Origin of the sequence: Streptomyces platensis, assembly GCF_008704855.1 — a bacterium.
Taxonomy (GTDB): Bacteria; Actinomycetota; Actinomycetes; order Streptomycetales; family Streptomycetaceae; genus Streptomyces; species Streptomyces platensis.
This window is the reverse complement of the sequence record NZ_CP023691.1, coordinates 8,012,971-8,039,711: the sequence shown is the minus strand read 5'-3', so window position 1 is coordinate 8,039,711 and position 26,741 is coordinate 8,012,971. Positions and strand designations below refer to the sequence as shown.

Genomic DNA, 26,741 nt, shown 5'->3' with positions numbered 1-26,741 from the left:
ACGGCGTGCCCCGCCCGCCCGGAGACGCTCGCCCGGCCCCGCTCAGCCTTCGGTGGTGTGTCCGGAGAGGCGTTCGACGCCGCGCAGGAGGGCGGAGTGGTCGAGGCCGCCGTCGCCCTGGGCGCGGAGGGAGGCGACGAGTTGGGCGACGACGCTGCCGACGGGGAGGGCGGCGCCGACCGTGCGGGCGGCGTCGGTGACGATGCCCATGTCCTTGTGGTGGAGGTCGATGCGGAAGCCGGGGCGGAAGTCGCGGGTGGTGAAGTTGTCCTTCTTGCGGGCCAGGACGGTGGAGCCGGCCAGTCCGCCGCCCAGGACGTCGAGGGCGGCGCTCAGGTCGACGCCGGACTTCTCCAGGAAGACGACGGCTTCGGCGCAGGCCTGGATGTTGACGGCGACGATGAGCTGGTTGGCGGCCTTGACGGTCTGCCCGGAGCCGTGCGGGCCGCAGCGCACGATGGTCTTGCCGAGGGCTTCCAGGAGGGGGCGGGCGGCGTCGAAGTCGGCCTGGTCGCCGCCGGCCATGATGGACAGGACCGCTTCGATGGCGCCGGCTTCGCCGCCGGAGACGGGGGCGTCCAGGACCCGGATGCCCTTGTCGGCGGCGGCGTGGGCGAGGTCGATGGAGGTCTGCGGGGTGATCGAGGACATGTCGATCAGCAGGGCCCCGCGCCGGGCGTGGGCCAGGATGCCGTCGGGTCCGTAGGCGATGGCCTCGACCTGGGGGGAGGCGGGGACCATGGTGATGATGACGTCGGCGTCGGCGACCGCCTCGGCGATCGAGCCGGCCACGCTTCCGCCGTTCTTGGCCAGCCGCTCCAGCTTGTCGGCCTCCAGGGTGTAGCCGGTCACCGGGTAACCGGCCTTGATCAGGTTCTCGGCCATGGGCGAGCCCATGATGCCCAGACCGATCCACGCGACCTTGGGAAGATTGCTCATGCGGTGCCTCTTTCACATCACGGAAGGGGAGGACGGCGGCGGAAGGGTGCCGTCCGGGGCTTTACGGGTGGGGCGGTGACGCCGGGCGCGGGGGTTCGCACCGCGCCCGGCACACCGCCCGGATCGGGTCCCGTGCCGGTCCGGCTCAGACCTTGAGCGGCTTGATCGCGGTGGGCGCGTGACCGGGCTCGGTCGCGACGTCTTCCCACTCGTTGACACTGGCGATGTCGGAACCGCTCATCGAGATATTGGTGATCCGTTCGAGGATCGCCTCGACGACGACCGGGACGCGGTGCTCCGCGGCCAGCTTCTTGGCCTCCTCGAAGGCGGCGCCCAGCCGGCTCGGGTCGGTGACCCGGATGGCCTTGCAGCCCAGACCCTCGGCGACCTTGACATGGTCCACGCCGTAGACGCCCAGCTCCGGCGCGTTGATGTTCTCGAACTCCAGGTTGACCTGGAAGTTGATGTCGAGGTTGCGCTGCGCCTGACGGATCAGGCCCAAGTAGGCGTTGTTCACCAGCACATGGATGTACGGGATCTTGTGCTGGGCGCCGACGGCCAGCTCCTCGAGCATGAACTGGAAGTCGTAGTCGCCGGAGAGCGCGACGACCGGGGTCTCCGGGTCGGCGGTGGCGACGCCGAGCGCGGCCGGGATGGTCCAGCCGAGCGGGCCGGCCTGGCCGCAGTTGATCCAGTGGCGCGGCTTGTAGACGTGCAGCATCTGCGCGCCGGCGATCTGGGAGAGGCCGATGGTGGTGACGTAACGGGTCTCCGGGCCGAAGGCCTTGTTCATCTCCTCGTAGACGCGCTGCGGCTTCATCGGGATGTTGTCGAAGTGCGTACGGCGCTGGAGCTGCGCCTTGCGCTCCTGGGTGGACGCGGCCCAGGCGCTGCGGTCGGGCAGCTTGCCCGCGGCCTTGAGCTCCCTGGCCACCTCGACGAACAGCTCCAGCGCGGCCTTGGCGTCCGAGGCGATGCCGTAGTCCGGGGCGAAGATCTTGCCGATCTGGGTGGGCTCGATGTCGACATGGACGAAGGTGCGGCCCTGGGTGTAGACGTCCAGCTTGCCGGTGTGGCGGTTGGCCCAGCGGTTGCCGATGCCGAGGACGAAGTCGGACTCCAGGAAGTTCGCGTTGCCGTAGCGGTGCGAGGTCTGGAGGCCGACCATGCCGGCGTTCAGCTCATGGTCGTCGGCGAGGATGCCCCAGCCCATCAGGGTGGGCACGACCGGGATACCGGTCAGCTCGGCGAACTCCACCAGCAGCCCGGACGCGTCGGCGTTGATGATGCCGCCCCCGGCGACGATCAACGGGCGCCGGGACGCATTGAGGAGCGTGACGGCCTTCTCGATCTGGGCGCGGGTCGCGGCCGGCTTGAAGGCGGGCAGCGGCTCATACGTCTCGGGGTCGAACTCGATCTCGGTCAGCTGGACATCGATCGGCAGGTCGATGAGGACCGGGCCGGGGCGTCCTGAGCGCATCAGGTGGAAGGCCTGCTGGAAGACGCCGGGGACCTGCGCGGCCTCCATCACGGTGGTGGCGGCCTTGGTGACCGGCTTGGCGATCGAGGCGATGTCGACGGCCTGGAAGTCCTCCTTGAGGATCACCGCGGTGGGGGCCTGGCCGGTGATGCACAGGATCGGGATCGAGTCACCGATCGCGGAGTAGAGACCGGTGATCATGTCGGTGCCGGCCGGTCCTGAGGTCCCGATGCAGACGCCGATGTTGCCCGGGTGGGTCCGCGTGTAGCCCTCGGCCATGTGCGAGGCGCCCTCGACATGGCGCGCCAGCGTGTGATCGATCCCGCCCGCGCCCTTGAGCGCCGCGTAGAAGGGGTTGATCGCGGCACCCGGCACTCCGAAGGCGTGGGCCACGCCCTCCCGCTTGAGGATCTCCACCGCGGCGCGGGCGGCTGTCATTCGAGGCATCGAGTACTCCTGCGTCGACCTGTCACGGGCAAGCTCCAGCGAAGCGGCGGAGAGAATTGATTCCGTATCGTGGAACTAATGTTTTGCTTTATGGAAGGAAAGTAGAGCGCGGCGTTCCCGTCGTCAAGGGATACGAGGCACCTCGCGCCGGACGCCCCGCCGGACGGGCGCAGGTCACGCCTGCGGCCAAAACACCTCCAGCACGACGAAAGCCGCCCACCGGGCCCTTGCCCGATGCGCGGCTTCGCGCCAGATCTGGAGACGCGGAGGGCCCCACCCGGCGGCCGGGTGGGGCCCTCGTTCTGCGACGGCGGCCCGCACCGGGGGCCGCTCGCGCTCAAACTCGTCAGCTCGCAGGCCGCTCCCACGGCCACCGGGCGTCCCGACCGGCTTCCAGCAGCGGGATCATGCGGAACGCCTGGTCCGTGAGGCCACCGAAGGTGTGCCGGTTCCGGCTGCCGGACGGAGCGTGTCCGGCCTCGTATCCGGCGAGATTCCAGGTGTACATCGGCACGGTGGCAGGTATGGACTCGGTGACCTCACGGGCGTCGTGTCCTGCCTGCTCGTCGGTGACGATGACGACCCGGTCGTGGCCGCGGAAGGTCTCGCGGAGGGCGGCGGCCGTGTCGGTGCCGCCGCCGAGGAACCAGCCGCCGTCCTTCCAGCGGCCGACCGCGCGCAGCAGCGACTCGGCACGCTGCGGCGGGAAGACCTTCGTGGCCGCGCAGGGAGCATCACCCCAGTGCCGGCGGCCGGACGAGAACGAGTAGACGTCCGCGCTCTCGCACCGCTGCCCCAGCGCGACCCCGAACAGCGCCGCCGCGTCCCACCGCATGAGTGTGCCGTCGCGGGAGAACCCCGCCTGCATCGAACTGGACGTGTCGACCATCACCAGCGTCCGGCCGCGCAGCCGCGGGATGTTCGCCAGCGATATCGTCAGCGCCTTCTCCAGGACGTGACCCCAGCGCAGCGAAGGCGCAGCCCGGTACGCCGAGTAGAAGCGCATCGGCAACTGGCGGGAGCGGGCGACCTGATCCGGGTCGGCGAGCTTCCGCGCCACCGTCTCGGCGACCTCGTCGGAGACACCGGCCTCGTCGAAGTTCCGCAGGTTGCGCAGCAGCGCCATGTACCCCATGGACGGGATGACCGCCTCCCACGCTGCGGCGTCCATCGGCCCCTGGAGCCATCCGGCCAGCGCCTCCCACGTCATGCCGGCGTGCTGGAGGAATGCGGCGGCGTCCGCGCGGGCGAGCAGGGCACGGCGCTTCTCGACGGCCCAGTCGCCGATCGCGGCCCGGGTGCGCAGCAGTTGCAGGGACTCGGGGATCGGCTTGTCGCGGTGGTGGCGACGGTCGATGGCGTGCTCGAACAGATCGCCCTGCCACCCGGCCCGGGGAGCGGGGTGGGTGAGTTCGATGACGTCACCGAAGCGGAAGCCCTTCGCCACGGTGTCGTACTTGAGCAGGGACTTCTCGTCGTACAGCGCGCCGACGGCGTCCTCGATGCCGCGCTTGACGGGCTTGGGGATGCGGCGGCCGTAACGCGATGTCCAGTAGGCGAGGAGCTCACCCGGCTCGTCAGCGCGCTGGAGGACGGAGACGATCGCCTTGCGGTTGAACCCCGCTCCTTCGTCCCTCATGGATGCGCCGGCCGGGCCGCCGGAACCGCGGCCTGCTTCGAGGCGGGCCTTGACGTACTCGGCCGCGCCCACGATCGCCGCGGTGCGCATGTTGCCGGGACCGCGCAGCCAGCCGAGCATCCCCGCGGTCCATACCGGGTCCTCGACGGCGAGCTGCCGGACGAGCTGGGTGTAGCGGTCGTCGCACTGCCCGCCGGTCTCGTAGAAGGTGTCGGTGCCGACGAAGTTGGCGACCGCGAGCAGGAACAGCTCCGACTTGGGATCGCGCTGATAGCCGGAGCCGCCTTGGTGGGTGCGGGTCCGCTCGCCGGTGGTGGTCACCGGCGAACTGGCGGCGGGAGGAGCGCCACGGGTGTTGAAGCGGGACAAAGGAAGACCCCTCACAGGGAGGGGAAGCTCAGCAGCGGGGTGCCCGAGATCAGAGTCGGCTGAGGAAACAAGGTGCTCTGCCAACTGAGCTACGCCGACCCGTAGTCGGCGACGGGACTCGAACCCGCGACCACCCCATTAACAGTGGAAGTATCCCCTGCCTGCGCACCGGGCACCCCGATGCCGCGCCTCCCGAGATCAAGGACGGCCTGCGGCGGGACTTTTGGAAGAAGTAGCCGTGGGCCTGCGCATTGGGAGGTGCTTGACGTGCATGACTGTAACCCGCCCCACTGACAGAGCTCATGGGATTTTCGCGCACCGCACGACGCAGCGCCCCGCCGCCTGCCGAGGCAGGGGCGGGGCGCCTCTGCCTCCCTGCCTGCGAGTCGATCTACCGAATCGGCATCCCGGACAGCGTCCGTGCGATCACCAAACGCTGGATCTCGCTGGTGCCTTCGAAAATGGTGTAGATAGCTGCGTCACGGTGCATCCGCTCGACCGGGTATTCGCGGGTGAAGCCGTTGCCGCCGAGGATCTGTACGGCCTGCGCGGTGACCTTCTTGGCGACCTCGCTGGCGAAGAGCTTCGACATCGAGCCCTCGGCGGAGGTGAACGGCTTGCCGGTCACGGCCATCCAGGAGGCGCGCCAGACCAGCAGGCGGGCGGCGTCGATCTGGGTGCGCATATCGGCGAGCTGGAAGGCCACGCCCTGGTTGTCGATGATGGGGCGGCCGAACTGGGAGCGGGTCCGGGCGTACTCCAGCGCCTCCTCGTAGGCCGCCCGCGCGGTGCCGACCGCCATCGCGCCGACGGCGGGCCGGGACGCCTCGAAGGTGGCCATTGCGGCGTTCTTCACCCTCCCCCCCTCCATACCGTCCTTCTTGGCGTTCTCGCGGGCCCGGGCGAGGCGCTCGTCGAGCTTCTCCTTGCCGCCGAGCAGGCAGTGGCCGGGGACCCGGACGTTCTCCAGGACGACCTCGGCGGTGTGCGAGGCGCGGATGCCGTGCTTCTTGAACTTCTGTCCCTGGGAGAGGCCGGGGGTGTTCGGGGGGACGATGAAGGAGGCATGGCCCTTGGAGCCGGCCTCCGGGTCGACGACCGCGACGACGACATGGACGTTGGCGATCCCGCCGTTGGTGGCCCAGGTCTTGGTGCCGTTGAGCACCCACTCGTCCTTGGCCTCGTCGTAGACCGCGCGGGTCCGCATCGCGGCCACGTCCGAGCCGGCGTCCGGTTCCGACGAGCAGAAGGCGGCGACCTTGACGTCGTCGACATCGCCGTACATCTGCGGGATCCAGGTGCCGATCTGCTCCTCCGTGCCGTTCGCGAGCACGCCGACGGCGGCCAGGCCGGTGCCCACGATCGACAGGCCGATGCCGGCGTCGCCCCAGAACAGCTCCTCCATGGCCATGGGGATACCGAGGCCCGTGGGGTCGAAGAACTGCTGGGCGTAGAAGTCGAGGGAGTACAGACCGATCTTGGCGGCCTCCTGGATCACGGGCCAGGGGGTCTCCTCGCGCTCGTCCCACTCGGCGGCGGCGGGGCGCATGACGTCCGCGGCGAAGCCGTGAATCCAGTCACGGACTTCCTTCTGCTCGTCATTGAGCTCCATGGTGAACTCGGCCATGTCCCCTCCAGCTGCTGCGGTATTGCGGTGTTACTAGCGGTAACCCGCAGTGTGTTACTCGCCAGTAAAAGCTGTCAACTCCCCTGGGGACGAAATCGCCGTGGAGATCGGGTGTTACGTTGCGCCAGCGCCACGGATTCACAAGGGTGGGGAGCACGACCATGGAAAGCACCGAGCACATCGGCCGCCGGCAGACGGCGACCGAGCGCCGACGGCGGGAGCTGCTGGAAGCCGCCGAGCGCATTGTGCTGCGCGACGGCCCGGACGCCTCGATGAACGCCATCGCCGCCGAGGCAGGTATCACCAAACCGATCCTCTACCGGCACTTCGGCGACAAGGGCGGGCTCTACCGCGCGCTCGCCGTACGGCACACGGATGCCCTGCTCGCCAATCTGGCGACCGCACTGGACGCCCCCGTCCTGCGACGGGACCGGGTCGAGGCCACCCTCGACGCCTACCTGCTCGCGATCGAGGCCCGGCCGCAGGTGTACCGCTTCCTGATGCACCCGTCGGACGAGGACAACGCCTCCGAGTCCGGCTTCGACGTCGGACGGCACTCCGCCCCCCTGCTGCGCCGGCTCGGCGAGGAGCTGGCCAAGGTGATCACCGACCGGCTCGACCTGGGGCCGGGCGGCGAGCTGACCGCGCGGGTCTGGGGTCATGGCATCGTCGGCATGATGCAGCACGCCGGTGACTGGTGGCTGCGCGAACGCCCGTGCTCACGCGAGCAGTTGGTCAAGCAGCTGGCCGATCTGCTCTGGGGCCAGCTGGCCGCGGTCGACGACCGCGCGGACGGCCCCGGCTTCTGAGCGCCGGTCCGTGAAACGGCGGGAGGCGCCGGTCGCTCAGCGGCCGGGCGCCTCTGCTGTCGCGGCCCACGGGGCCTTCGCCGCCGCCCGGAGCGCCCGCCGGCGGCGCAGCCCGGTCAGGTGGTCGACGTAGAGACCGCCGTCGAGATGGTCGCACTCGTGCTGGAGACAGCGGGCGAAGAAGCCGGTGCCGGTCACCGTGGCGGGCTCGCCGGTGACGCTGACCCCGGTCACCACGGCACGGTCATGGCGGGGGGTACCGGCTTCGATGCCGGGGAGCGAGAGACAGCCCTCGGGTCCGCGGATGACCGGACCGTCGGCCTCGACGAGCCGGGGGTTGACGAGATGCCCCAGATGACGGCGGTCCTCGTCGTCGGGGCAGTCATAGACGAAGACCCGCAGCGGGACGCCGATCTGGTTGGCGGCGAGGCCCACTCCCTGCGCGGCGTACATCGTCGCGTACATGTCCTCGACCAGCCGGGCCAGCTCGTCGTCGAAGACGGTGACCTCCTGGCAGGGCTCGGTCAGGGCCGGATCGCCCAGCAATCGCAGCGGGCGGACATGGCCGGAACTGCCGGGAATGGTGCGGGGACGCATGGGGACAAGCGTACGGTCCTGCACACAGCGGATGTCGCCGCACGGGTGGCGGGGTTCGGGGCTGCGGCCGGATCTCGATAGGCTGATCCCCGACCGAAGCCCCGGCCGGTCATCGGCTGCGGAGGAGCGTTCCACGGCAGCCCCACGGCAGGCGGGCGCCGGATGCAAGGAGGATCAAAGACGATGGCAGGCAACACGGAGCCGCTGTCGCCGCGGGCCAAGCTGGCCGTGACGGCAGGCAAGGCCGCGGCGGCGGTATCGCGCGCGGCGGGCCGCGGCAGCGGATCGGTGATCGGTGGCCGGGTGGCACTGAAACTCGACCCCGACCTGCTGGCGCGGCTGGCCCGGCACCTGGACGTCATCCTGGTGTCGGCGACCAACGGCAAGACGACCACGACGCGGCTGATCGCGGAGGCGCTGCGGGCCAGCGGCCCGGTGGTCTCCAACGCGCTCGGCGCCAACATGCCGGCCGGTATCACGTCCGCGCTGGCCGGTGGATCGGACGCCCGCTACGGCGTCATCGAGGTCGACGAGAAGTACCTCGCCGGTGTCGCACGCGATACGACGCCGAAGGCCATAGCGCTGCTGAACCTCTCCCGCGACCAGCTCGACCGCGCCGCGGAGACCCGGATGCTGGCCGAGCACTGGCGGGAGGGGCTGTCCGGTTCCAAGGCGCTGATCATCGCCAACGCGGACGACCCGCTGATCGTGTGGGCGGCCTCGTCGTCCTCGAACGTGGTGTGGGTCGCGGCCGGGCAGGAGTGGAAGGACGACGCCTGGTCCTGCCCCTCGTGCGGCGGTGTGATGCAGCGGCCGGGCGAGGACTGGTTCTGCGGCGAGTGCGGCTTCCGCCGTCCGACGCCCAGCTGGGCACTCTCCGGCGATCATGTGCTCGACCCGCACGGCAGCGCGTGGCCGATCAAGCTCCAGCTGCCGGGGCGCGCCAACAAGGCGAACGCCACCACGTCCGCCGCGGTCGCCGCCGCCTTCGGGGTGCCGCCGCAGGTGGCCCTGGAGCGGATGTTCTCGGTGCAGGCGGTGGCCGGGCGCTACGACGTCGTCACGTTCATGGAGCGGGAGCTGCGGCTGCTGCTGGCGAAGAACCCGGCCGGCTGGCTGGAGACGTTCTCGCTGATCGACCCGCCGCCGACCCCGGTGATCATGTCGGTGAACGCACGCGGCGCGGACGGCACCGACACCTCCTGGCTGTGGGACGTGGACTACACGCGGCTGGCCGGCCACCCGATCTTCGTGCTCGGCGACCGCAAGCTGGACCTGGCGGTGCGGCTGGAGGTCGCGGGCCTCGACTTCAAGGTCTGCGAGAGCCTGGACGAGGCGGTGCAGCTGGCACCGCCCGGCCGGATCGAGGTCATCGCCAACTACACGGCCTTCCAGGACCTGCGCCGACGGGTGGGCAACTGACGATGCGCGGACAAGGACGAGCGAGCATGAGTGACAACTCCCTGCGTCTGGTGTGGATCTACCCGGACCTGTTGAGCACGTACGGCGACCAGGGGAACGCCCTGGTGGTGGAGCGGCGGGCGCGCCAGCGCGGTCTGGACGTCCAGCGGCTGGACGTACGGTCCGACCAGCAGATCCCCACCTCCGGCGACATCTACCTGATCGGTGGCGGCGAGGACCGGCCGCAGCGGCTGGCCTCCGAGCGGCTGATCCGCGACGGCGGGCTGAGCCGTGCGGTCTCCAACGGCGCGATCGTGTTCTCGGTGTGTGCCGGCTACCAGATCCTGGGCCATGAGTTCATCAATGACCTCGGGGAGCGGCAGCAGGGTCTGGGGCTGCTGGACGTGGTGAGCACCCGCGGCGAGGCCGAGCGCTGCGTCGGTGACGTACTCGCCGATATCGACCCGCAGTTGGGGCTGCCGCCGCTGACCGGCTTCGAGAACCACCAGGGCGTGACGCATCTGGGCAAGACCGCCCGGCCGTTCGCCAAGGTGCGCTTCGGCAAGGGCAACGGGGTCGGCGACGGCTACGAGGGCGCGTGGAACGACACCGTCTTCGGTACGTACATGCACGGCCCGGTGATGGCGCGCAATCCGCATATCGCCGACCTGCTGATCAAGCTGGCGCTGGACGTCAACGCGCTTCCCCCGGTGGATGACACCTGGTACGAGGCGCTGCGCCAGGAGCGGATCGCCGCGGCGACCACGCCCGCCTGAGCGCCACCGCGCCCATTCGTACGCCCGCAGTCTTGCACTGCGGGCGTACGTGTTCCCGGGGGCTCCGCGCTTGTAGGGTGAGCGGATTCCAACCGGACGACGGGGTCCGGGCCCCCGGTTGAGTTGCAGAGGTTTTTCGAGCAATGCGTATTGGTGTCCTCACCTCCGGCGGCGACTGCCCCGGACTGAACGCCGTCATCCGGTCCGTCGTCCACCGCGCCACCGCTGATCACGGCGATGAGGTGATCGGCTTCCGTGACGGCTGGAAGGGCCTGCTGGAGTGCGATTACCGCAAGCTCGACCTCGATGCCGTCGGCGGCATCCTGGCGCGCGGCGGCACCATCCTCGGGTCGTCCCGGGTGCAGCCCGCGCATCTGCGGGACGGCGTCGAGCGGGCCCGCGGCCATGTCGCCGACCTGGGCCTGGACGCGATCATCCCGATCGGCGGCGAGGGCACACTGAAGGCGGCGCGGCTGCTGTCGGACGCCGGGCTGCCGATCGTGGGCGTGCCGAAGACCATCGACAACGACATCGCGGTCACGGATGTGACGTTCGGCTTCGACACCGCGGTGGGTGTCGCCACCGAGGCGCTGGACCGGCTCAAGACCACCGCCGAGTCGCACCAGCGGGTGATGATCGTCGAGGTGATGGGGCGGCACACCGGCTGGATCGCGCTGCACTCGGGCATGGCGGCCGGTGCGCACGCGATCGTCGTGCCGGAGCGGCCCTTCGACATCGAGGAGCTGACCGCACGGGTCTCCGAGCGGTTCGAGGCCGGCAAGAAGTTCGCGATCGTGGTCGTCGCCGAGGGCGCCAAGCCGCGTGAGGGCACCATGTCCTTCGACATCGGCGGCAAGGACATGTACGGCCATGAGCGGTTCGCCGGGGTCGCCCGGCAGCTGTCCGTGGAGCTGGAGGACCGGCTCGGCAAGGAGGCGCGTCCGGTCATCCTCGGGCACGTCCAGCGCGGCGGCACCCCGACCGCGTACGACCGGGTGCTCGCCACCCGCTTCGGCTGGCACGCCGTCGAGGCCGCGCACCGCGGGGACTTCGGGATGATGACCGCGCTGCGCGGCACCGACATCACGCTGGTGCCGCTGGCCGAGGCCGTGGAGACGCTCAAGACGGTGCCCGCGGAGCGCTACGACGAGGCCGAGTGCGTGCTGTGACCTCGCCGGCTCCGGCGCGATAGTTCCGCGCTGCACGAACCGCCCCCGCCCGATCACAAGGCCGGGGGCGGTTCTAGTCTTGTCGCCGGAGCATTGGTACGAATCAGGAGCGAGCGGATGGATCACAGCGGGCACGGCATGGACGGCATGAACATGGATCTGCCGCCGTTCACGCTGGGGAGAGGCCTGGAGTTCGGTGGTGATCCGGTCTTTCTCATCGGCTGTCTGCTGGGGCTCGGACTGTACGGCTGGGCGGTGATCCGGCTGCGGCGCCGGGGGGACGCCTGGCCGGTGGGCCGGACCGTCGCCTGGGCCCTGGGCGTGGTGTCGGTGGCCCTGGTGATGTGCACCGGGCTCAATGACTACGGCATGGCGATGTTCAGCGTGCACATGGTCCAGCACATGATCATCAGCATGCTCTCGCCGATCCTGCTGCTGCTCGGGGCGCCGGTGACGCTGGCGCTGCGCGCCCTGCCCGCCGCCGGACGGGGCCGCAAGGGTCCGCGCGAACTGCTGGTGGCGCTGCTGCACAGCCGCTACATGCGGATCATCACGCACCCGGCGTTCACCATCCCGCTGTTCATCGCGAGCCTCTACGCGCTCTACTTCTCGCCGCTGTTCGACTTCCTGATGGAGTCCCGGGCCGGGCACATCGGGATGATGGTGCACTTCCTCGCGGTGGGCCTGGTGTTCTTCTGGCCGATCATGGGCGTCGACCCGGGTCCGCACCGGCCGGGCTATGTGATGCGGATGCTGGAGCTGTTCGCGGGCATGCCGTTCCACGCGTTCTTCGGGATCGCGCTGATGATGGCCTCGGAGCCGATGGTCCACACCTTCCTGAACCCGCCCGCCTCGCTCGGGATCGACGCGCTGTCCGACCAGTCGGCCGCCGGCGGTATCGCCTGGGCCTTCAGCGAGATCCCGTCCGTGGTGGTGCTGATCGCCCTGGTCTTCCAGTGGTACAAGTCCGAGGAGCGTCAGTCGCAGCGCGCGGACCGCGCCGCCGACCGCAACGGCGACAAGGATCTGGCCGACTACAACGCCTATCTCGCCTCGCTCAACGCCCGGGGGCGATAACGGGGGGTCGGCGCGTAGCGCCGTCTTCTGGGGGTGGAGGTCGGGCGACGGGCGGGCGGGTCGCCACTCTGGCGGTACGGGCCGCGGCCGGGGACGATGGTCCCATGGCCGCGGCCCGCGTCGTTTCCCTCGGCGCCCGGCCGCCGTGAGGAGCGTGCGGGTATGCCCGGATCTGCGAAAACGATGGCCGTGTGCACGGTGGGCGGGCTGGTGGCGGCGACCGCTTACACCGTGGCGCTGGGCGCCAATGGCTGGGTCTGGTTCTCCTGGGTGGTGGTGGCGCTGGTGACGATCGGAGTGCTGGCCGCCCGGCCGGTCTGAGTCCGCCGGCGCGGGGCGCCGTTCAGAAGCGGAAGACGGCCCCGGTGGCGGAGTCCATCATGCAGGCGTTGGGGAACTCCTTGCGCCAGTTGACGGGGACACCGCGCCAGGTGCCGGTCGCGGTGGCGGTGACCGGGTCGTACTCCCTGGTGCAGGAGTGCGGCTCGCCGGGCAGCGCGTCCAGGTCCCCGCGGGCCCAGGTCAGCGCGTCGCAGGCGGCGCCCGCGTGCGGATGCCGGCGGTGGATGTCCGGGCAGCTGAGGCGCACCCCCCGGGTCCAGGTGTTGCCCGCTCCGGACATGGTGAGCACCAGGCCCTGGTCTCCGGCCGGCGCCGGCGGCTCATCGGCGCCGGCCGGACCGGCGCAGAGCAGGGCCAGGGACAGGGCGGCAAGCGCGGTGGCGGGCAGGGTGGCACGGGCGGGTCGGCGTCGACGGCTCACGGGCATCGCGGTCTCCTGGGAACGCTCGGGTGGGGTCACATGCGGGAGCCCGACAGGACACGCGGCGCCCGGCGGCCCCAGGCCACCTCGCCGCGCCCCGGCGGACAAGCGGCCACGCCGTGAGGTCGCCCGTACGGCCTGCGGATGCCCTCCAGGAGACAGGGTGGCCGGCAACGGAGGAGGCGGCTCCGCTGCCGGCCACCGGACCGGGGTCAGCCCACCCGCTCGATGCGGGCGCGGCGGATCAGGAACTTGCCGTCCTCACGTACCTGCTCGAAGGCCGCGTTGTTGAGCAGCACACAGCTGCCCGACGTCGAAGTGACGGAGACGGTCGTCGACTTGTCGTTGTCCAGGTTGGTCACCTTCAGCTTGGTCCCGGCGGGGAACTCGTCGCTGGACGCCGCCGGTGCGCCGCCCTCGCCGGAGAGAGTCACCGTCGAGCCGGGGCACACCACATCGCCGTCGCCGGCCGGCGGGGCGGCGGACGAGTCATCGGACGCGGGCGGGTCGTCCGAGGCGGGTGGCTGCGCCGATCCGGACGGCTCCTGCGACGCGGACCCCGCCCCGTCGGCGGGTGGCTGGTCCGCCGCCGGCGGGGCGCCCGCGGCCGCACCCCCGTCCCCGGAACAGCCCGCTTCCCGCTGCTGCAACCGGATCTGTTTGATCACGGCCTCCCGGTTGGCGATCCGTGCCGCCGACTGGGCGTCCGGCTTGGCCTTCTGGTCGGCGATGAACTTCTGATTGTTGCTCAGCGCGGTGGCCAGTCCGTCGCAGGCCGCCGATGCCTGGCTGGTGCCCGTGGTGACGATGGCGATACCGCCGACCAGTGCCGCGGCACTGACACCAACGATGATCTTCTGGCGCCGGCCGGCTTTCTTCTTGCGGGACATCTCTGACTCCTGTCCTCGGCCCGGACCGTGGGGCTGGGCTCGGTTGCCGGACAGTACGGCGCGTCAGCTCAGTGCGGTTCAGGGCGAGCGGAAAGTTGTCCGTGGATGCCAAAGCAGATACCGAAAGGTAACAAGCGGGCGCGATGATGTCCGGGTGCGCGTACTGATGCCGGTCCCCGACCGCGATTTCGATGTCACCGAGGTGGCGGTGCCCTGGCGGCTGCTCACCGACGCCGGCCATCGGGTCGTCTTCGCCACCGAACGCGCCGGGACCCGGCCGGCAGGCGATCCGCGGCTCCTCCGCGGGGTTCTCTTCGGACAGCTCGGCGCCGCGGAGGAGCCCAGGCGGTTCTACGAAGAGCTCACCCGCAGCGAGGAGTTCCGCACGACGGTCGGCTGGGCGGAGCTGGCCCCGGAGAACTACGACGGGCTGATTCTGCCGGGCGGGCACGCACCGGGGATGCGGCAGTACTTGGGTTCGGAGGTGCTGCGGCGGCAGATCAGCCGGTTCTGGGCGCTGCGGCGGCCGGTGGGAGCGATCTGTCACGGCGTGCTGGTGCTGGCGCGGGCGCGTGCGGCGTCCGATGGCCGGAGTCTGCTGGCGGACCGGCGTACGACGTGTCTGCCGAAGTACATGGAACGGTCGGCATATCTGGCCACCGCATGGCGGCTCGGCCGCTACTACCGTACGTATCCGGCGTATGTGGAGGACGAGGTCCGGGCCGCGCTGGATGACCCGGGCGTGCAGTTCGCGCGCGGACCGAGGGTCCTTGCCGCGCGGGGCACCGCGACCGATGACACCCCGGCGTTCGTCGTGCAGGACGGCAGCTACCTGTCCGCGCGCTGGCCTGGCGACGCGTACCTCTTCGGCCGCCGGTTCCGTGCGCTTCTGGAAGCCGCACCGCACTGAGGTGACAGGAGCGGGCCGGGAGGCCCCACTCCTCGTGCCGCCGGATCAGGCGGGCGCCTGCCGTCAGGACCTCCTCGGCCTGTTCCGGCGGGAGGGCTTCCCGGAGGAAGCCGACGGCCCGGCGCATCCGGTGTGCGGCGATCAGTGGCGATCCCGCGAGCGGCCGGCAGCGGGAAGGAGTCAGCATCGATCCGGCCTAAGGTGGTTACCCGCCGCGGCGCTTGCCCATAAACTCACTGGCCGTCTCCGGGCCCGTTCGTCGCCTGGGACGAGGTAGCCGCCCCGGCGGGCCGACGGATCAGGGAGCTGCGCTGTGCTCTATCAGGTGCTGAAGTACCTCCTTCTCGGGCCCTTGCTGCGGCTGGTGTTCCGGCCGCGGATCGAGGGGCTGGAGCATGTGCCGGAAGAGGGCGCGGCCATCATCGCGAGCAATCATCTGTCGGTCGTCGATAGCTTTGTGATGCCGGCGATCGTGCCGCGCCGGGTGACCTTTCTGGCCAAGGCGGAGTACTTCACCGGGCCCGGCCTGAAGGGGCGGCTGACCGCGGCATTCTTCCGGGGCGTCGGGCAGATTCCGGTCGACCGGTCCGGCGGCCGCGCCTCGCGGGCGGCGCTCTCCTCGGGGCTCGCCGTGCTGCGCAAGCCGGCTGCTCGGCATCTACCCGGAGGGCACCCGCTCGCACGACGGGCGGCTCTACAAGGGGCGTACCGGCGTCGCCTCGATGGCCGTCACCGCGGGGGTGCCGGTGGTGCCGTGCGCGATGATCGGCACGTTCGAGGCGCAGCCGACGGGCCGGCGGCTGCCGCGCGCCATGCGGATCACCATCCGCTTCGGCGCACCGCTGGACTTCTCGCGCTATGCCGGGCTGGAGGATGAACGCATCGCGCTGCGCGCCGTCACCGACGAGATCATGTACGCGATCCTCACCCTGTCCGGGCAGGAGTACGTCGACACCTACGCGGGCGAAGCCAAGGCCGAGGCGCAGGCACAGGCACGGGCACAGGGGCGGCGGGGGCACGGGGGCGGGAAGGGGCCCGCGCGCTGAGCGGCGGGCGACGGTCCAGAGCCCGGGGATGCCTTGCGCCGTGGGCGAACCGTACACCGGCCATGGCCTGACCGTCCGTAGGGTCCTGGCATGACCTCAGGCAGCGCAGTGGTGATCGGGGCGAGTGGACAGATCGGGCGTGCGGCGGTGCGGGCCCTGGCGCGGGACGGCTGGGCGGTGCGGGCCGCGTCCCGGCACGGCGAACGCGATGCCTCCTGGCCCGGGGACGTCCGCCCGGTGGCGATGGACCGGGAGGACGACGCAGCAGTTGCCGGGCTGATCGGCGAGGGCTGCGATGTGCTGCTGGACTGTGTGGCGTACAACGCCGCGCATGCGGACCAGTTGACGGCCCTGGCGGACCGGATCGGTTCGGCCGTGGTGATCTCCAGTTGCGCGGTGTACGAGGACGACCGCGGGCGCAGCTTCGCGACGATGGACGAGCCGGACGGCTCCCCGGTCTATCCGCTGCCCGTCCAGGAGTCCCAGCCGACCGTGCCGCCCGGCGACAAGGACTACGGCACCCGCAAGGCCGCCCTGGAACGGGCGCTGCTGGCACCGGGCGACCGGCTGCCGGTGACACTGCTGCGGGCCGTCGCCGTGCACGGCCCGTACAGTCCGCTGCCCCGGGAGCTGTACTTCGTCAAGCGGGTGCTGGACGGCCGCCGGGTGCGGGTGCTCGCGTACGGCGGCAACAGCCGTTTCCATCCGGTGCATGTCGACAACCTCGCGGAGCTGGTCCGGCTGGCGGCCCGCCGGCCGGGCTCGCGGGTGCTCAACGCGGCCGATCCGCAGGCACCGACGGTGGGCGAGATCTCGGCGGCGGTGGACGCGGTGATGGGTGCGCCGGAGAGCGAGATCGTGCGGGTGGACGGCGCCCCGCCGTCGTCCGACGTGGGCGACACCCCGTGGTCGGTCCCCCATCCCCTGGTCTACGACATGACGGCGGCGGAGCGCGAGTTGGGCTACCGCGCGGTGACGACGTACCAGGAGTCGCTGCCCGCGACGGTGGCCTGGCTGGCCGACCGGGTCAAGGGGCGGGCCTGGTGGGAGGTGTTCCCGCGGATGGCCGGGTTCTATCCGGACGAGAAGCTGTTCGGCTATGCGGCCGAGGACCGGTGGCTGGCGGGGCGGGCCGGAAACGGCTGAGCACCGCGGCGGGTGGCCGGCGATGCGGGGATGCGGGGATGCGGGCCGGAACGACAGGGGCGGCCGGGAGGATTCCCGGCCGCCCCTGCGTGCCGTCAGGTGGTGCCGGCACTGTTCATGCCGGCACCGTTCATGCCGCCGTCATCAATGCACGGCGGGCACGTCCAAAGCCCCCACGAGGGACTTCGCTGCCGACAGCTTGCTGGGCTCGGGCGTGGCATGCGGGGCGCAGGTCACGTCCTTGGCGTCGGTCTTTCCGGACAGGAAGTAGGCGTCGACCCGGTCGTTGATGCAGGGGTTGACCTGACCGGTGACACCGTGCGATCCGGCGTCCCGCTCGGTGATCATGCGGGAGCCCTTGAGCCGACGGTGCAGCTCGACCGCGCCGCCGTACGGGGTGGCCGCGTCGCGGACACTCTGCACGATCAGCACGTTCGGCAGACCCTTGCCGGTCTTGACGTCGACCGGCCGCTGCTGCTTGACCGGCCAGGTGGCGCAGGGCAGGTTCATCCAGGCGTTGGACCAGGTCATGAACGGTGCCCGCTGGTGGATGCGGGTGTTGTCGCGGTCCCACTTCTTCCAGCTGGTGGGCCACTTGGTGTCGGTGCACTCGACGGCCGTGTAGACGGCGTTGCCGTTCTCCGAGGCGATGTTGCCCGCGGTGTCCTTGAGGTTCGGACCGGCGTTCTCCACCAGCGGCTTGCTGTCACCGGTGAGGTACGCGCTCCAGACCTCGGCGACCGAGGCCCACATGGAGTCGTAGTACGGAGCGTTCTGGAAGAAACCGGTCAGCTCGGCGGGGCCGACGACACCGCCGATGGGCTTCTTCTTGGCGGTCGCCCGCAGCTTCTCCCAGGCGGCCTGGACCTTCTGGGGGGTGCTGCCGATGTGGTACGTGGCGTCGTTCTTGGCCACCCACTTCTTCCAGTCGCCCCAGCGGGTCTCGAACGCGACGTCCTGGTCGAGGTTGGCCTGGTACCAGACCTTCTCGCGGGAGGGGTCGACGACGCTGTCGACGAGCATCCGGCGCACGTGCCCCGGGAAGAGCGTCGCGTAGACCGCTCCCAGGTAGGTGCCGTAGGAGACGCCCAGGTAGTTGAGCTTCTTCTCACCGAGCGCGGCACGGATCACGTCCATGTCGCGGGCGGTGTTCGGGGTCGTCATGTACGGCAGCAGGCGGCCGCTGCGCTCGGCGCAGCCGTCGGCGTACTGCTTGGCGAGCTTGCGCTGGGCGCGCTTGTCGGCCTCGCTGTCCGGCACCGGGTCGGCCTTGGGCGCCTTGACGAACTCCTGCGGGTCCATGCAGGAGATCGGCGCGGAGTGGCCCACGCCCCGGGGGTCGAAGCCGACGAAGTCATACGCCTTCGCGGTCTTGGCCCAGAGCGGGTTCTTGGTGGTGATGCGGGTCGGGAACTTCATGCCCGAACCGCCGGGGCCACCGGGGTTGTAGAGGAGGGAGCCCTGGCGCTGCTCCTTGCCGCCGGTGCCGAGGGCACGGTCGACGGCGATCTTGATGGTGCGGCCGTTCGGCCGGGCGTAGTCGACCGGGACGGTGACATAGCCGCACTGGACCGGCGACTTGAGGCCCCAGTCCGCGGGGCAGTCCTGCCAGTCGATGCCCTTCTTGGCTGCGCGCGCGGCGGCGGTGGCCACACCGCGTGCTTCGGCCGAACCGCGCTGGTGCTGCTCACCCGCCTGGGCGGGCGTGGCGGTTATCGCTCCGGCGAGAAGCGCGCCGGAAACCAGGGTTCCGGCGGCGCCGAGCGCTGCTGTTTTTCTCACGTGGTCAATTCCCCCTGCATGGTGCGCCACTTGTGGCGGCGTTGATCACAGGCTTACAGAGGGATCCTGTCGTGCGGCGTCCCCTCCTGAACAGGTTTGGCCCACACTTCTTTACCAACCTGTAGGTTTCTTGCCCCGCCGCCGGCTGCCGCCGGTCACGTCTCCTCGGACGTATCCGCTCCTCCGGCGGTGCGGACACCGGCACCTGTGGGCTGCCGGCGAACGGCCGGACCTCGCGAGGGAACCTCATCATTCCGGCCAAGGCCGCCGCCCCGTGACGAACTTTCCCCCACCGCTCGGCCCCCGCAGTGACATCCTCAACTTGGGCCGGACTTGCGACAGTTGCCCGACGGAATAGGCGAATCCGCAGGCGGGCGGCCGGGGTCGCGGACGCGCGGCACGGCGGGAAAGCTCCCGGAGTGCGGTACGGCGCGATGGCCGCCAAAGGGGCGCGCAGGGGCGAGAATACGTCAATTGCCGTAGACCTGCCCCACAGGCATGTGCCAGCCGCACAGCTTCAGTAACCTTCCGTGAAGGCTCTCCCACTCACTGCCACGGGAGGGCTTCGGCGTTTTCGCGCTGTCAGAGCCGTCGCGAAGGAGATCCGAAGTGCCGGGTATCGATCAGGTGTTGTCCCAGGCGATGGGGATCCCGGGCGTTCTGGGCGCCGGACTGATCGATTGGACCAGTGGTCTCACGCTCGGCACGGCGGGGCAGGCGCCGCACGGCGATCATGACGCGGCCGCCGCCGACACCGCCGAGGTGGTGCAGGCCGTGGCCCGCAATGCCACCTTCGACACCCCGGGCGCCGGCGGCCCGGCCCTCGAAGACCTGATCATCACGGCCGAGAGCAGCTACCACCTCATCCGTTTTGTGCACACGGCCTTCGACAGCCAGACCTACCTCTACCTCTGGCTGGACCGCACCCAGGCCAATCTCGCCGTCGCGCGCCTCCGGCTGCGCGATCTGGCGGCGGAGCTCGTCGCGCCCTGAACACGGGCTCCGCCACACCGCACGCACGTTAAAGGAACCAGCCATGGGCCTGCCCATATCCCCTCCCCCGCCCGCGCCGGCAGGGCTGCTCGACCGGTGCGCCGCCGAGCGGGCCACCGGCGCCCTCCGTGGTCCGCACGGCTGCATCTACCTTCTCGACGGCGCGGTCTACTGCGTCGAGGGCACCGCCGCCCCCGGTCTCGACATCCGCCTCATCGCGGCCGGCAAGGTGCCGCCGCAGGGCTGGCAGTACGCCGTGGAGCGGGCGGGGCCGGACCAGCGGGGCGCTCAATACCTGGTCAGCGAGGGCTGGTTGACCCAGAGCGAACTGGAGATATGCCATCTCGCCGCCCTCCTCGACGCGGCGTTCTTCGCCCTGCCGCTGCCGCCCGAGTCCACCTCCTTCACGCCCGGGACCGCCCACTGGATGGGGGTCGTACGGCCGATCAGCGCCGGTGCGCTCCAGCAGGCGACGGCCCGCCGCCGGGCACTGCTCGACCGGCTCCACCCGTGGGCGGCCGTCGACTCCTCCCCCGTCATACCCGTCCGCCCGCGCACCTCGGCCGCCCCCACCACGGGCCGGCAGCGGCGGCTGCTCGACCGTGCCGACGGCCGGCACACCCCGCAGGAACTGGCCCGGCTGCTGGGTCAGTCCGCGTTCGCGACCCTGCTCGACATCCGCCGTCTCGCCGCCGCCGGCCTCGTCCAGCTGCCCCCGGCGCCGACGGCGCTCCCGCGGCGCCGACCCGGCGCCTGCCTGGACGGGCCCGCCGCCCCCGCCGCCGAAGGACGCCCCACCCCGACCTGGCACATACCGGTTCCGGACCTCCTCGATACCGGCGATCCGGATATTGCCCTCCTTGTCCGACTGCGTACGGCGCTGGAGGAAAACCTGTGAGCCCTGACGCACGAAGACGGTGCACACCATGAGGCGCGTCATCGGAAAACGTGCCCGGAAAAGGAGACTGATGACGATCGAACCCCGTATACGGGATGAATTGCACACGCTGCGCGATCAAGTGCGCCATTTCCAGGGCGGGATGGTCGCGAGCGTGGACGGCATGGTGATCGCCCACGATCTGCCGGATATCGAACCGGACGGTCTGGCCGCGCTCACCGCCGCCGCGATCGGCGTCGCCAAACGCCTCACCGAGGCGACCGGCCAGGGCACCTTCGAGGAATCCCTGACCCGCGGCGCCACCGGCTACATAGCCGCTTATTCGGCCGGGCGCCGCGCGGTCCTGACGGCCGTGGCCAGCACGGACACCAACGTGGGGCGGCTCCATCTCCAGGCCCGGAAGGCCGCGGAACGCATCGGCGCCCTCGTGGACGCGGCGCCCCACCGATAAGAGCTCACCGACGACAGGACAACTCTTCCACCGTCCCCGCACGTACGCAAAAACCCCCGGAACGCCGGAAACCTCGAACCCCGGGACCCCAGAACCGTTCAACCCCGGAACCGCTGAAACACCGTCAAGAAATCGAAAGGTCTGACCCCTCATGGCTCAAATGGAATCCGCTCTCGCCGACGCGATGTCGACCATCGAGGGCGCGGTCGGCGTCGCCCTGGTCGACTACACCAGCGGTATGGCGCTGGCCACCCTGGGCGACAGTCAGGCGCTGGACCTCAATATCGCGGCGGCCGGCAATACCGATGTCGTACGCGCCAAGATGCGCACCATGGAGATGCTGGAACTCCAGGGCTCCATCGAGGACATGCTCATCACGCTGACCGCGCAGTACCACATCATCCGCCCGGTGTCGGGCAAGAACGGCGGCGGGCTCTTCCTCTATCTGGTGCTGGACCGCAAGCGGGCCAATCTCGCGCTGGCGCGCCACCGTCTCGCCAAGCTGGAGGCCGACCTGGAGGTCTGAGCCGGCCGCCCCTCGCCCGCCGCCGTCACCCGGCGGCGGCGCTCCGGGCGGCCTCGTCCAGGAGGCGCCGCAGCCGGAGCGCGTCCGGGGCGACGGCCGTGGCCAGTGCCGCGGGTCCGGCGAGCGGTGCCAGGACGCCCTGCCCCGCGCCGTCGCCGGACCGCTCCCCCGCCGCATCGCCCAGCAGCCGCACCTCGGCCGGGCTCTGTTCGAACTCCCGCTGTACCACGAGGAGTTGGCCGAGGGCGCGGTGTCCGTCCAGCACGGCCGAGGTGTGCCAGCCGGGGGCGCCGGGCCCGTACGCCGTCTCCTGGTCGAGCAGCGTCCGGCCGGCCCGGCGGACGATGAGCCGGCTGCGCAGCGCCCCGGTCTCCTCGCCGCTGCGTCCCAGGACCTGCTCCTCGCGCAGTACCAGGTGAGCGGTGGGCGCGAGTTCGACAGTGGTGGTCATCCGCAGCACGCTGCCGGCCGCGGAGATCAGCGGTTCGGGCAGCCAGTCGAGCCGGGCACCGTCGCCCACCGTCAGCCGCACGTCGTAGGTGGCATGGTCGGCCGTGCGGCCGGGCAGCGCGACGGTCGCGGCGGCGGATGTGAGATGCAGGGCGGCGCCCGCCTCGGCGGTGGCTTCGATGGCCAGCCGGTCGCCGCCGAGGGGGGCACTCATGGCGCCCACGACACAGACCCGGGCCTGCCCGCCGGGCCCGCGGATCCGGCGCAGCGCGAACGGTCCGTCGCCGTCGAGGACCGGCAGCCGGGTGATGCCGTCCGCCTCGTCAGCCCGCGCGACGATGCGGGCGGTGGCACGCAGACCGGCGGCCGAAGCGGCGGCGGTCTGCGGCGGTGTGCGGAGCGCGGTGGTCATGCCGGGCCCGCGGTCCAGTCCGCCAGCCGCTCCCGGACCCACTCCGTCACGGGCCGGACGCCGTTCTCCGACTTCAGGGCGGTGAAGACGACCGGCAGCTCGCCGCGCTGGGCCTTGGCGTCGCGGGCCATGCCTTCGAGGTCGACGCCCACGTAGGGGGCGAGGTCGGTCTTGTTGACGACGAGGAGGTCGGAGGTGGTGACGCCGGGGCCGCCCTTGCGGGGGATGTCGTCGCCGCCGGCTACGTCGATGACGAAGATCTGGGCGTCGACCAGGCCCTTGGAGAAGGTCGCGGTGAGGTTGTCGCCGCCGGATTCGACCAGTACGAGGTCGAGCGGGCCGACCGCCTCCTCCAGGTCCTCGACGGCTTCGAGGTTGGCGGAGATGTCGTCGCGGATGGCGGTGTGCGGGCAGGCGCCGGTCTCGACGGCGGAGATCCGCTCGGCGGGCAGCACCGCCTCGCGGAGCAGGAATTCGGCGTCCTCGCGGGTGTAGATGTCGTTGGTGACCACGGCGAGGGACAGCTCGTCGCGCAGGGCGCGGCAGAGCGCGGCGACGGTGGCGGTCTTACCGGTACCGACCGGTCCGCCCAGCCCGATGCGCAGGGCGCGCCGGGTGCCATCGGCCCGTACGGGGGCGGGGGCGCTGTAGGTGTAGCGCTCGGGGAAGGTGTCCTTGTGGTCGAGATGCATGGTCACTCCGGTGATGGGTGCGGCCGCGGGCGGTGGTGGGTCCGGCGGGAGGGCCGGGGGTCAGGAGGCGAAGAGGCGTACCGGCCAGGCGGCGTGCTGTTGGGCGGTGATGTCGAGCAGCGGCGCGGAGGCGGCGGGCAGTGCGTCGACTCCCTCGGAGGCGATCCGCCGCGCGGCCTCGGCGCCCTGTTCCGCGACCCGGTCGAGGTCGGCGGTGAGGTGGGCGAGCACGGCGGTGGCGTCGAAGGGGTCCAGGCTCAGCAGCCGGACCGCCGCGGTGGCCGGGCCGCTGATGTTCTCGTAGGCGACGGCGTACGCGGCATCGAGCGGCGGCAGACCGGCCGACCGGGCGGCCAGGCCGAGGACGACGGGCTGGTGGGCGCCGCGGGGGCGGGCCGTGGCGAGTGCGTCGAGGGCGGCGCTCGGCCAGGTGGCGCGGGCCGCCCGCATCATCTGCCGGCCGAGCCGCCGGGCGACCTGCCGCAGCGCCGGGACGGGCGTACGGGCGTCGGCGGCGTCGTCCAGAAGGAGCGGGTCGTGGCCGGCCGCGGCCGCGGCGGCCAGACCCGCGGCGACCAGGCCCGCGGTGTGCAGCCGGCCCCGGCAGAAGGCCTCCAGGGTGGCGGCGTCCTTGATACGTCCCGCGGCGACGGCCGGTTCGGCGCCGCCCGAGTGGGCGTGCCCGCCGGCGGGGAACCGGCCGTCGGCGAGGACGAGCAGCGCTGCGCGGCTCATCGGTGGTCCGTGTCCTTCGTCGGGGTGTTCATGGGTGTCCCCTCAGAAGAGGAAGTACCGCTGGGCCATGGGGAGTTCGGCGGCGGGGCGGGGCTCGACCACCTCGTCGTCGATGGTCACGGTGAAGGTGTCCGGGTCGACCTGGACGCGCGGCAGGGCGTCGTTGTTGCGCATATCGGCCTTGGTGACGCCGCGGGTGCTGCGGATCGCCTCGAAGGCCTTGCTCAGCGGGAGGCGCTCGGGGAGGCCGTCCGCCAGGGCCTGCGGGGCGACGAAGTTGACCGAGTTGCTGCCCGGTGCCCGGCCGGTGGCGCCGAACATCGGGCGGGGCAGCACCGGCTGCGGTGTGGGGATGGAGGCGTTGGCGTCGCCCATCTGCGCATAGGCGATCTGGCCGCCCTTGATGACCAGCTGCGGTTTGACGCCGAAGAACGCCGGGTCCCACAGGACGAGATCGGCGAGCTTGCCGTCCTCGACGGAGCCGACGAGATGGTCGATGCCCTGGGCGATGGCCGCGTTGAGGGTGTACTTCGCGACATAGCGGCGGGCCCGGTGGTTGTCCGCGGCGCCGTCGCCGGGCAGTGCGCCGCGACGCCGCTTCATCACATGCGCGGTCTGCCAGGTGCGCAGCACGACCTCGCCGATCCGGCCCATGGCCTGGGCGTCCGAGGCCATGATCGAGATGGCGCCGAGGTCGTGCAGGATGTCCTCGGCGGCGATGGTGGAGGGCCGGATCCGGGATTCGGCGAACGCCAGGTCCTCGGGGACCGCGGGGTTGAGGTGGTGGCAGACCATCAGCATGTCGAGGTGTTCCTCGACGGTGTTGACGGTGTGCGGCCGGGTGGGGTTGGTCGAGGCGGGCAGCACGTTCGGCTCGGAGACCATCGCGATCATGTCGGGGGCGTGGCCGCCGCCGGCGCCCTCGACATGGAAGGCGTGGATCGAACGGCCCGCGATGGCGGCGAGGGTGTCACCGAGGAAGCCGGCCTCGTTGAGGGTGTCGGTGTGGATGGCGAGCTGGGCGCCGCTCTCCTCGCAGACGGTCAGACAGGCGTCGAGGACGGCGGGGGTGGCACCCCAGTCCTCGTGGATCTTGAAGCCGAGGATCCCGGCCCGCAGCTGGTCGCGCATCGACGCGAGGGAGGTGGTGTTGCCCTTGCCGAGCAGACCGACGTTGACGGGGAGCGAGTCCATCGACTCCAGCAGCCGGGCGACATGCCAGGCGCCGGGGGTGATGGTGGTGGCCTTGCTGCCCTCGGCGGGCCCGGTTCCGCCGCCGATCATCGTGGTGACGCCGGAGGCCAGCGCCTCGTCCGCCTGCTGCGGGCAGATGAAGTGCACATGGGTGTCGATGGCACCGGCGGTGAGGATCTTGCCGTTGCCCGCGATGACTTCGGTCTCCGGGCCGATGACCAGGTCGGGGTGGACGCCGTCCATGGTCTCGGGGTTGCCGGCCTTGCCCAGGGCGGTGATCCGGCCGTCACGGATGCCGACGTCGGCCTTGACGATGCCCCAGTGGTCGAGCACGACCGCGCCGGTGATGACGGTGTCGGGGGTGCCCTCGGCGCGGGTGGCGCGGGACTGGCCCATCGATTCGCGGATCACCTTGCCGCCGCCGAAGACGGCCTCGTCGCCGGCCCGGCCGGGGCCGCCCGAGCGGTCCTCGGTGATCTCGATGAGGAGGTCGGTGTCGGCGAGCCGGATGCGGTCGCCGGCGGTCGGGCCGAAGAGGTCGGCGTAAGCCTGGCGGGTGAGTTCAGCCATCGAGGGTTCCTCCGGTCTCGCCCCGCAGGCCCATGACGATGCGCTTGCCCCCGATGGGGACGAGTTCGACCTCGGTGGGGATGCCGGGCTCGAAGCGCACGGCGGAGCCGGCCGGGACGTTCAGCCGCTTGCCGTGCGCGGCCGCGCGGTCGAAGTCGAGGCCGGGATTGGCCTCGGCGAAGTGGTAGTGGGAGCCGACCTGGACGGGGCGGTCGGCGGCGTTGAGGACGGTGAGCCGCGTGTGGGGAAGGCCTTCGTTGAGGCGCACCGGCTCGTCGGCGTGGAGGATCTGGCCTGGGATCATGTTCCGCTCTCCCCGTTCAGTTGATGGGTTCGTGAACGGTGACGAGCTTGGTGCCGTCGGGGAAGGTGGCTTCGACCTGCACGTCGTGGATCATCTCGGGGATGCCGTCCATGACCTCGTCGCGGGTGAGCACCTTGCGGCCGGAGGACATCAGCTCGGCGACGGTACGGCCGTCCCGGGCGCCTTCGAGGATGTGCACGGTGAGCAGCGCGATCGACTCGGGGTGGTTCAGCTTCACCCCCCGGGAGCGGCGCTTTTCAGCCACGTCTGCCGCCACATGAATCATCAGGCGCTCCTGTTCATGCGGGGTCAGTTGCATACCTTCCACCTCACAGTCTTCCCGCCCGGACACATTCGCCCAGGTCACAGGCGTGGGCACACCCGTGTCGCTAGATGTACCACGCAGTAATTAAAGGAGGAGCAAACCGACTTTCAGCACTTGGCCATCAAGCGCTGTGCGCCAGGAGGCTAGTTCGGCGGGATTTCAGCGGCGTTACGGCCAGGGACCTGTCGACACCCCTTCTTTCGCCTGGTGTAACGCGGCGCTATCACCGCCCGTTACGGCGCGGGCACCGCCTCCCGCAGCAACCGGCACCCCGTCATCTCCCGGGCCGCACAAGCAATGCGCTGGCGAAATCCACCCCTTGAG

At 70.9% G+C, this 26,741-nt stretch carries 26 protein-coding genes and 1 pseudogene; 13 read left to right on the top strand and 14 right to left on the bottom strand.

Annotated features, from left to right (window positions below; genetic code table 11):
- Positions 1 to 42: 42 nt before the first annotated feature.
- The 4 genes from CP981_RS35545 to CP981_RS35530 form a co-directional block, all read right to left on the bottom strand.
- A complete protein-coding gene (locus CP981_RS35545; protein ID WP_150522385.1) occupies positions 43 to 939 on the bottom strand; it encodes a 2-hydroxy-3-oxopropionate reductase in 897 nt (298 codons plus the stop codon).
- A 145-nt stretch (positions 940 to 1,084) separates the two neighbouring features.
- On the bottom strand, positions 1,085 to 2,866 hold the full coding sequence (gene gcl, locus CP981_RS35540) for a glyoxylate carboligase (protein WP_085922100.1): 1,782 nt from the start codon (positions 2,864 to 2,866) through the stop codon (positions 1,085 to 1,087).
- 346 nt (positions 2,867 to 3,212) lie between these two features.
- Positions 3,213 to 4,874, bottom strand: coding sequence for a TROVE domain-containing protein (locus tag CP981_RS35535; RefSeq protein WP_085922101.1), 1,662 nt, complete (start codon positions 4,872 to 4,874; stop codon positions 3,213 to 3,215).
- A 391-nt stretch (positions 4,875 to 5,265) separates the two neighbouring features.
- Complete coding sequence (locus CP981_RS35530) at positions 5,266 to 6,501, bottom strand: acyl-CoA dehydrogenase family protein (protein WP_085922102.1); 1,236 nt, start codon at positions 6,499 to 6,501, stop codon at positions 5,266 to 5,268.
- 161 nt (positions 6,502 to 6,662) lie between these two features.
- Here CP981_RS35530 and CP981_RS35525 point away from each other — a divergent pair, with 161 nt between their 5' ends.
- Entirely contained in the window at positions 6,663 to 7,310 is a 648-nt protein-coding gene (locus CP981_RS35525) for a TetR/AcrR family transcriptional regulator (protein ID WP_085922103.1), read from the top strand.
- 36 nt (positions 7,311 to 7,346) lie between these two features.
- On the opposite strand, the gene def is transcribed toward CP981_RS35525, so the two are convergent.
- A complete protein-coding gene (def, locus tag CP981_RS35520; RefSeq protein WP_085922104.1) occupies positions 7,347 to 7,907 on the bottom strand; it encodes a peptide deformylase in 561 nt (186 codons plus the stop codon).
- A gap of 183 nt (positions 7,908 to 8,090) precedes the next feature.
- On the opposite strand from def, the gene CP981_RS35515 reads away from it, so the two are divergent.
- From CP981_RS35515 to CP981_RS38005, 5 genes are all read left to right on the top strand, one after another.
- Positions 8,091 to 9,329, top strand: a complete 1,239-nt coding sequence (locus CP981_RS35515) for a MurT ligase domain-containing protein (protein WP_085922105.1) — start codon at positions 8,091 to 8,093, stop codon at positions 9,327 to 9,329.
- Positions 9,330 to 9,355: 26 nt separating this feature from the next.
- Positions 9,356 to 10,084, top strand: a complete 729-nt coding sequence (locus tag CP981_RS35510; protein ID WP_085922106.1) for a type 1 glutamine amidotransferase — start codon at positions 9,356 to 9,358, stop codon at positions 10,082 to 10,084.
- Between the two features lie 143 nt (positions 10,085 to 10,227).
- Positions 10,228 to 11,253: a 6-phosphofructokinase gene (locus CP981_RS35505; RefSeq protein WP_085922107.1), complete on the top strand. Its 1,026-nt coding sequence runs from the start codon at positions 10,228 to 10,230 to the stop codon at positions 11,251 to 11,253.
- 117 nt (positions 11,254 to 11,370) lie between these two features.
- On the top strand, positions 11,371 to 12,330 hold the full coding sequence (locus CP981_RS35500; RefSeq protein WP_085922108.1) for a cytochrome c oxidase assembly protein: 960 nt from the start codon (positions 11,371 to 11,373) through the stop codon (positions 12,328 to 12,330).
- A 162-nt stretch (positions 12,331 to 12,492) separates the two neighbouring features.
- Entirely contained in the window at positions 12,493 to 12,651 is a 159-nt protein-coding gene (locus CP981_RS38005; protein ID WP_167536184.1) for a hypothetical protein, read from the top strand.
- Positions 12,652 to 12,673: 22 nt separating this feature from the next.
- Here the strand turns inward: CP981_RS38005 and CP981_RS35495 are convergent, their stop codons facing one another.
- Both CP981_RS35495 and CP981_RS35490 read right to left on the bottom strand, forming a co-directional pair.
- Positions 12,674 to 13,099: an SSI family serine proteinase inhibitor gene (locus tag CP981_RS35495; RefSeq protein ID WP_085922109.1), complete on the bottom strand. Its 426-nt coding sequence runs from the start codon at positions 13,097 to 13,099 to the stop codon at positions 12,674 to 12,676.
- A 206-nt stretch (positions 13,100 to 13,305) separates the two neighbouring features.
- Positions 13,306 to 13,983: a hypothetical protein gene (locus CP981_RS35490; protein ID WP_085922110.1), complete on the bottom strand. Its 678-nt coding sequence runs from the start codon at positions 13,981 to 13,983 to the stop codon at positions 13,306 to 13,308.
- 154 nt (positions 13,984 to 14,137) lie between these two features.
- Between CP981_RS35490 and CP981_RS35485 the strand changes: the two genes are divergently transcribed.
- From CP981_RS35485 to CP981_RS35475, 3 genes and pseudogenes are all read left to right on the top strand, one after another.
- Complete coding sequence (locus CP981_RS35485) at positions 14,138 to 14,893, top strand: type 1 glutamine amidotransferase domain-containing protein (RefSeq protein ID WP_085922111.1); 756 nt, start codon at positions 14,138 to 14,140, stop codon at positions 14,891 to 14,893.
- 313 nt (positions 14,894 to 15,206) lie between these two features.
- Positions 15,207 to 15,939 (top strand): annotated as a pseudogene (locus CP981_RS35480) (lysophospholipid acyltransferase family protein).
- A 90-nt stretch (positions 15,940 to 16,029) separates the two neighbouring features.
- A complete protein-coding gene (locus CP981_RS35475; protein ID WP_208853028.1) occupies positions 16,030 to 17,085 on the top strand; it encodes an NAD-dependent epimerase/dehydratase family protein in 1,056 nt (351 codons plus the stop codon).
- A 144-nt stretch (positions 17,086 to 17,229) separates the two neighbouring features.
- Here the strand turns inward: CP981_RS35475 and CP981_RS35470 are convergent, their stop codons facing one another.
- Positions 17,230 to 18,867 carry an alpha/beta hydrolase gene (locus CP981_RS35470; RefSeq protein ID WP_085922113.1) on the bottom strand — a complete coding sequence of 546 codons (1,638 nt, stop codon included), beginning with the start codon at positions 18,865 to 18,867 and terminating at the stop codon, positions 17,230 to 17,232.
- A 609-nt stretch (positions 18,868 to 19,476) separates the two neighbouring features.
- On the opposite strand from CP981_RS35470, the gene CP981_RS35465 reads away from it, so the two are divergent.
- The 4 genes from CP981_RS35465 (at position 19,477) to CP981_RS35450 (ending at position 21,735) form a co-directional block, all read left to right on the top strand.
- Positions 19,477 to 19,860 (top strand): hypothetical protein, encoded by a 384-nt coding sequence (locus CP981_RS35465; protein ID WP_085922114.1) that lies wholly within the window; start codon positions 19,477 to 19,479, stop codon positions 19,858 to 19,860.
- A 43-nt stretch (positions 19,861 to 19,903) separates the two neighbouring features.
- On the top strand, positions 19,904 to 20,758 hold the full coding sequence (locus CP981_RS35460; protein WP_085922115.1) for a hypothetical protein: 855 nt from the start codon (positions 19,904 to 19,906) through the stop codon (positions 20,756 to 20,758).
- A 70-nt stretch (positions 20,759 to 20,828) separates the two neighbouring features.
- Complete coding sequence (locus CP981_RS35455) at positions 20,829 to 21,209, top strand: roadblock/LC7 domain-containing protein (RefSeq protein ID WP_085922116.1); 381 nt, start codon at positions 20,829 to 20,831, stop codon at positions 21,207 to 21,209.
- A gap of 151 nt (positions 21,210 to 21,360) precedes the next feature.
- Positions 21,361 to 21,735 carry a roadblock/LC7 domain-containing protein gene (locus CP981_RS35450; protein ID WP_085922117.1) on the top strand — a complete coding sequence of 125 codons (375 nt, stop codon included), beginning with the start codon at positions 21,361 to 21,363 and terminating at the stop codon, positions 21,733 to 21,735.
- Positions 21,736 to 21,760: 25 nt separating this feature from the next.
- Here CP981_RS35450 and CP981_RS35445 read toward each other — a convergent pair whose 3' ends face one another.
- The 6 genes from CP981_RS35445 to CP981_RS35420 are packed head-to-tail and all read right to left on the bottom strand — an operon-like array spanning position 21,761 to position 26,411.
- A complete protein-coding gene (locus CP981_RS35445) occupies positions 21,761 to 22,597 on the bottom strand; it encodes an urease accessory protein UreD (protein ID WP_085922416.1) in 837 nt (278 codons plus the stop codon).
- Complete coding sequence (gene ureG, locus CP981_RS35440) at positions 22,594 to 23,289, bottom strand: urease accessory protein UreG (protein WP_085922118.1); 696 nt, start codon at positions 23,287 to 23,289, stop codon at positions 22,594 to 22,596. Before ureG ends, CP981_RS35445 begins: the two co-directional genes overlap by 4 nt.
- Positions 23,290 to 23,349: 60 nt before the next feature.
- Positions 23,350 to 24,024: an urease accessory protein UreF gene (locus CP981_RS35435; protein WP_085922119.1), complete on the bottom strand. Its 675-nt coding sequence runs from the start codon at positions 24,022 to 24,024 to the stop codon at positions 23,350 to 23,352.
- Between the two features lie 42 nt (positions 24,025 to 24,066).
- Positions 24,067 to 25,788, bottom strand: coding sequence for an urease subunit alpha (locus CP981_RS35430; RefSeq protein WP_085922120.1), 1,722 nt, complete (start codon positions 25,786 to 25,788; stop codon positions 24,067 to 24,069).
- Positions 25,781 to 26,092: an urease subunit beta gene (locus CP981_RS35425; protein WP_085922121.1), complete on the bottom strand. Its 312-nt coding sequence runs from the start codon at positions 26,090 to 26,092 to the stop codon at positions 25,781 to 25,783. Before CP981_RS35425 ends, CP981_RS35430 begins: the two co-directional genes overlap by 8 nt.
- A 16-nt stretch (positions 26,093 to 26,108) precedes the next feature.
- Positions 26,109 to 26,411, bottom strand: a complete 303-nt coding sequence (locus CP981_RS35420) for an urease subunit gamma (RefSeq protein WP_085922122.1) — start codon at positions 26,409 to 26,411, stop codon at positions 26,109 to 26,111.
- Between the last annotated feature and the right edge of the window lie 330 nt (positions 26,412 to 26,741).

Coding starts and splice junctions, on each gene's coding strand:
- CP981_RS35545 (WP_150522385.1), bottom strand. CDS start 939: ATGAGCAATCTTCCCAAGGTCGCGTGGATCGGTCTGGGCATCATGGGC.
- gcl (WP_085922100.1), bottom strand. CDS start 2,866: ATGCCTCGAATGACAGCCGCCCGCGCCGCGGTGGAGATCCTCAAGCGG.
- CP981_RS35530 (WP_085922102.1), bottom strand. CDS start 6,501: ATGGCCGAGTTCACCATGGAGCTCAATGACGAGCAGAAGGAAGTCCGT.
- CP981_RS35525 (WP_085922103.1), top strand. CDS start 6,663: ATGGAAAGCACCGAGCACATCGGCCGCCGGCAGACGGCGACCGAGCGC.
- def (WP_085922104.1), bottom strand. CDS start 7,907: ATGCGTCCCCGCACCATTCCCGGCAGTTCCGGCCATGTCCGCCCGCTG.
- CP981_RS35515 (WP_085922105.1), top strand. CDS start 8,091: ATGGCAGGCAACACGGAGCCGCTGTCGCCGCGGGCCAAGCTGGCCGTG.
- CP981_RS35510 (WP_085922106.1), top strand. CDS start 9,356: ATGAGTGACAACTCCCTGCGTCTGGTGTGGATCTACCCGGACCTGTTG.
- CP981_RS35505 (WP_085922107.1), top strand. CDS start 10,228: ATGCGTATTGGTGTCCTCACCTCCGGCGGCGACTGCCCCGGACTGAAC.
- CP981_RS35500 (WP_085922108.1), top strand. CDS start 11,371: ATGGATCACAGCGGGCACGGCATGGACGGCATGAACATGGATCTGCCG.
- CP981_RS38005 (WP_167536184.1), top strand. CDS start 12,493: ATGCCCGGATCTGCGAAAACGATGGCCGTGTGCACGGTGGGCGGGCTG.
- CP981_RS35495 (WP_085922109.1), bottom strand. CDS start 13,099: ATGCCCGTGAGCCGTCGACGCCGACCCGCCCGTGCCACCCTGCCCGCC.
- CP981_RS35490 (WP_085922110.1), bottom strand. CDS start 13,983: ATGTCCCGCAAGAAGAAAGCCGGCCGGCGCCAGAAGATCATCGTTGGT.
- CP981_RS35475 (WP_208853028.1), top strand. CDS start 16,030: ATGACCTCAGGCAGCGCAGTGGTGATCGGGGCGAGTGGACAGATCGGG.
- CP981_RS35460 (WP_085922115.1), top strand. CDS start 19,904: ATGGGCCTGCCCATATCCCCTCCCCCGCCCGCGCCGGCAGGGCTGCTC.
- CP981_RS35455 (WP_085922116.1), top strand. CDS start 20,829: ATGACGATCGAACCCCGTATACGGGATGAATTGCACACGCTGCGCGAT.
- CP981_RS35450 (WP_085922117.1), top strand. CDS start 21,361: ATGGCTCAAATGGAATCCGCTCTCGCCGACGCGATGTCGACCATCGAG.
- CP981_RS35445 (WP_085922416.1), bottom strand. CDS start 22,597: ATGACCACCGCGCTCCGCACACCGCCGCAGACCGCCGCCGCTTCGGCC.
- ureG (WP_085922118.1), bottom strand. CDS start 23,289: ATGCATCTCGACCACAAGGACACCTTCCCCGAGCGCTACACCTACAGC.
- CP981_RS35435 (WP_085922119.1), bottom strand. CDS start 24,024: ATGAGCCGCGCAGCGCTGCTCGTCCTCGCCGACGGCCGGTTCCCCGCC.
- CP981_RS35430 (WP_085922120.1), bottom strand. CDS start 25,788: ATGGCTGAACTCACCCGCCAGGCTTACGCCGACCTCTTCGGCCCGACC.
- CP981_RS35425 (WP_085922121.1), bottom strand. CDS start 26,092: ATGATCCCAGGCCAGATCCTCCACGCCGACGAGCCGGTGCGCCTCAAC.
- CP981_RS35420 (WP_085922122.1), bottom strand. CDS start 26,411: ATGCAACTGACCCCGCATGAACAGGAGCGCCTGATGATTCATGTGGCG.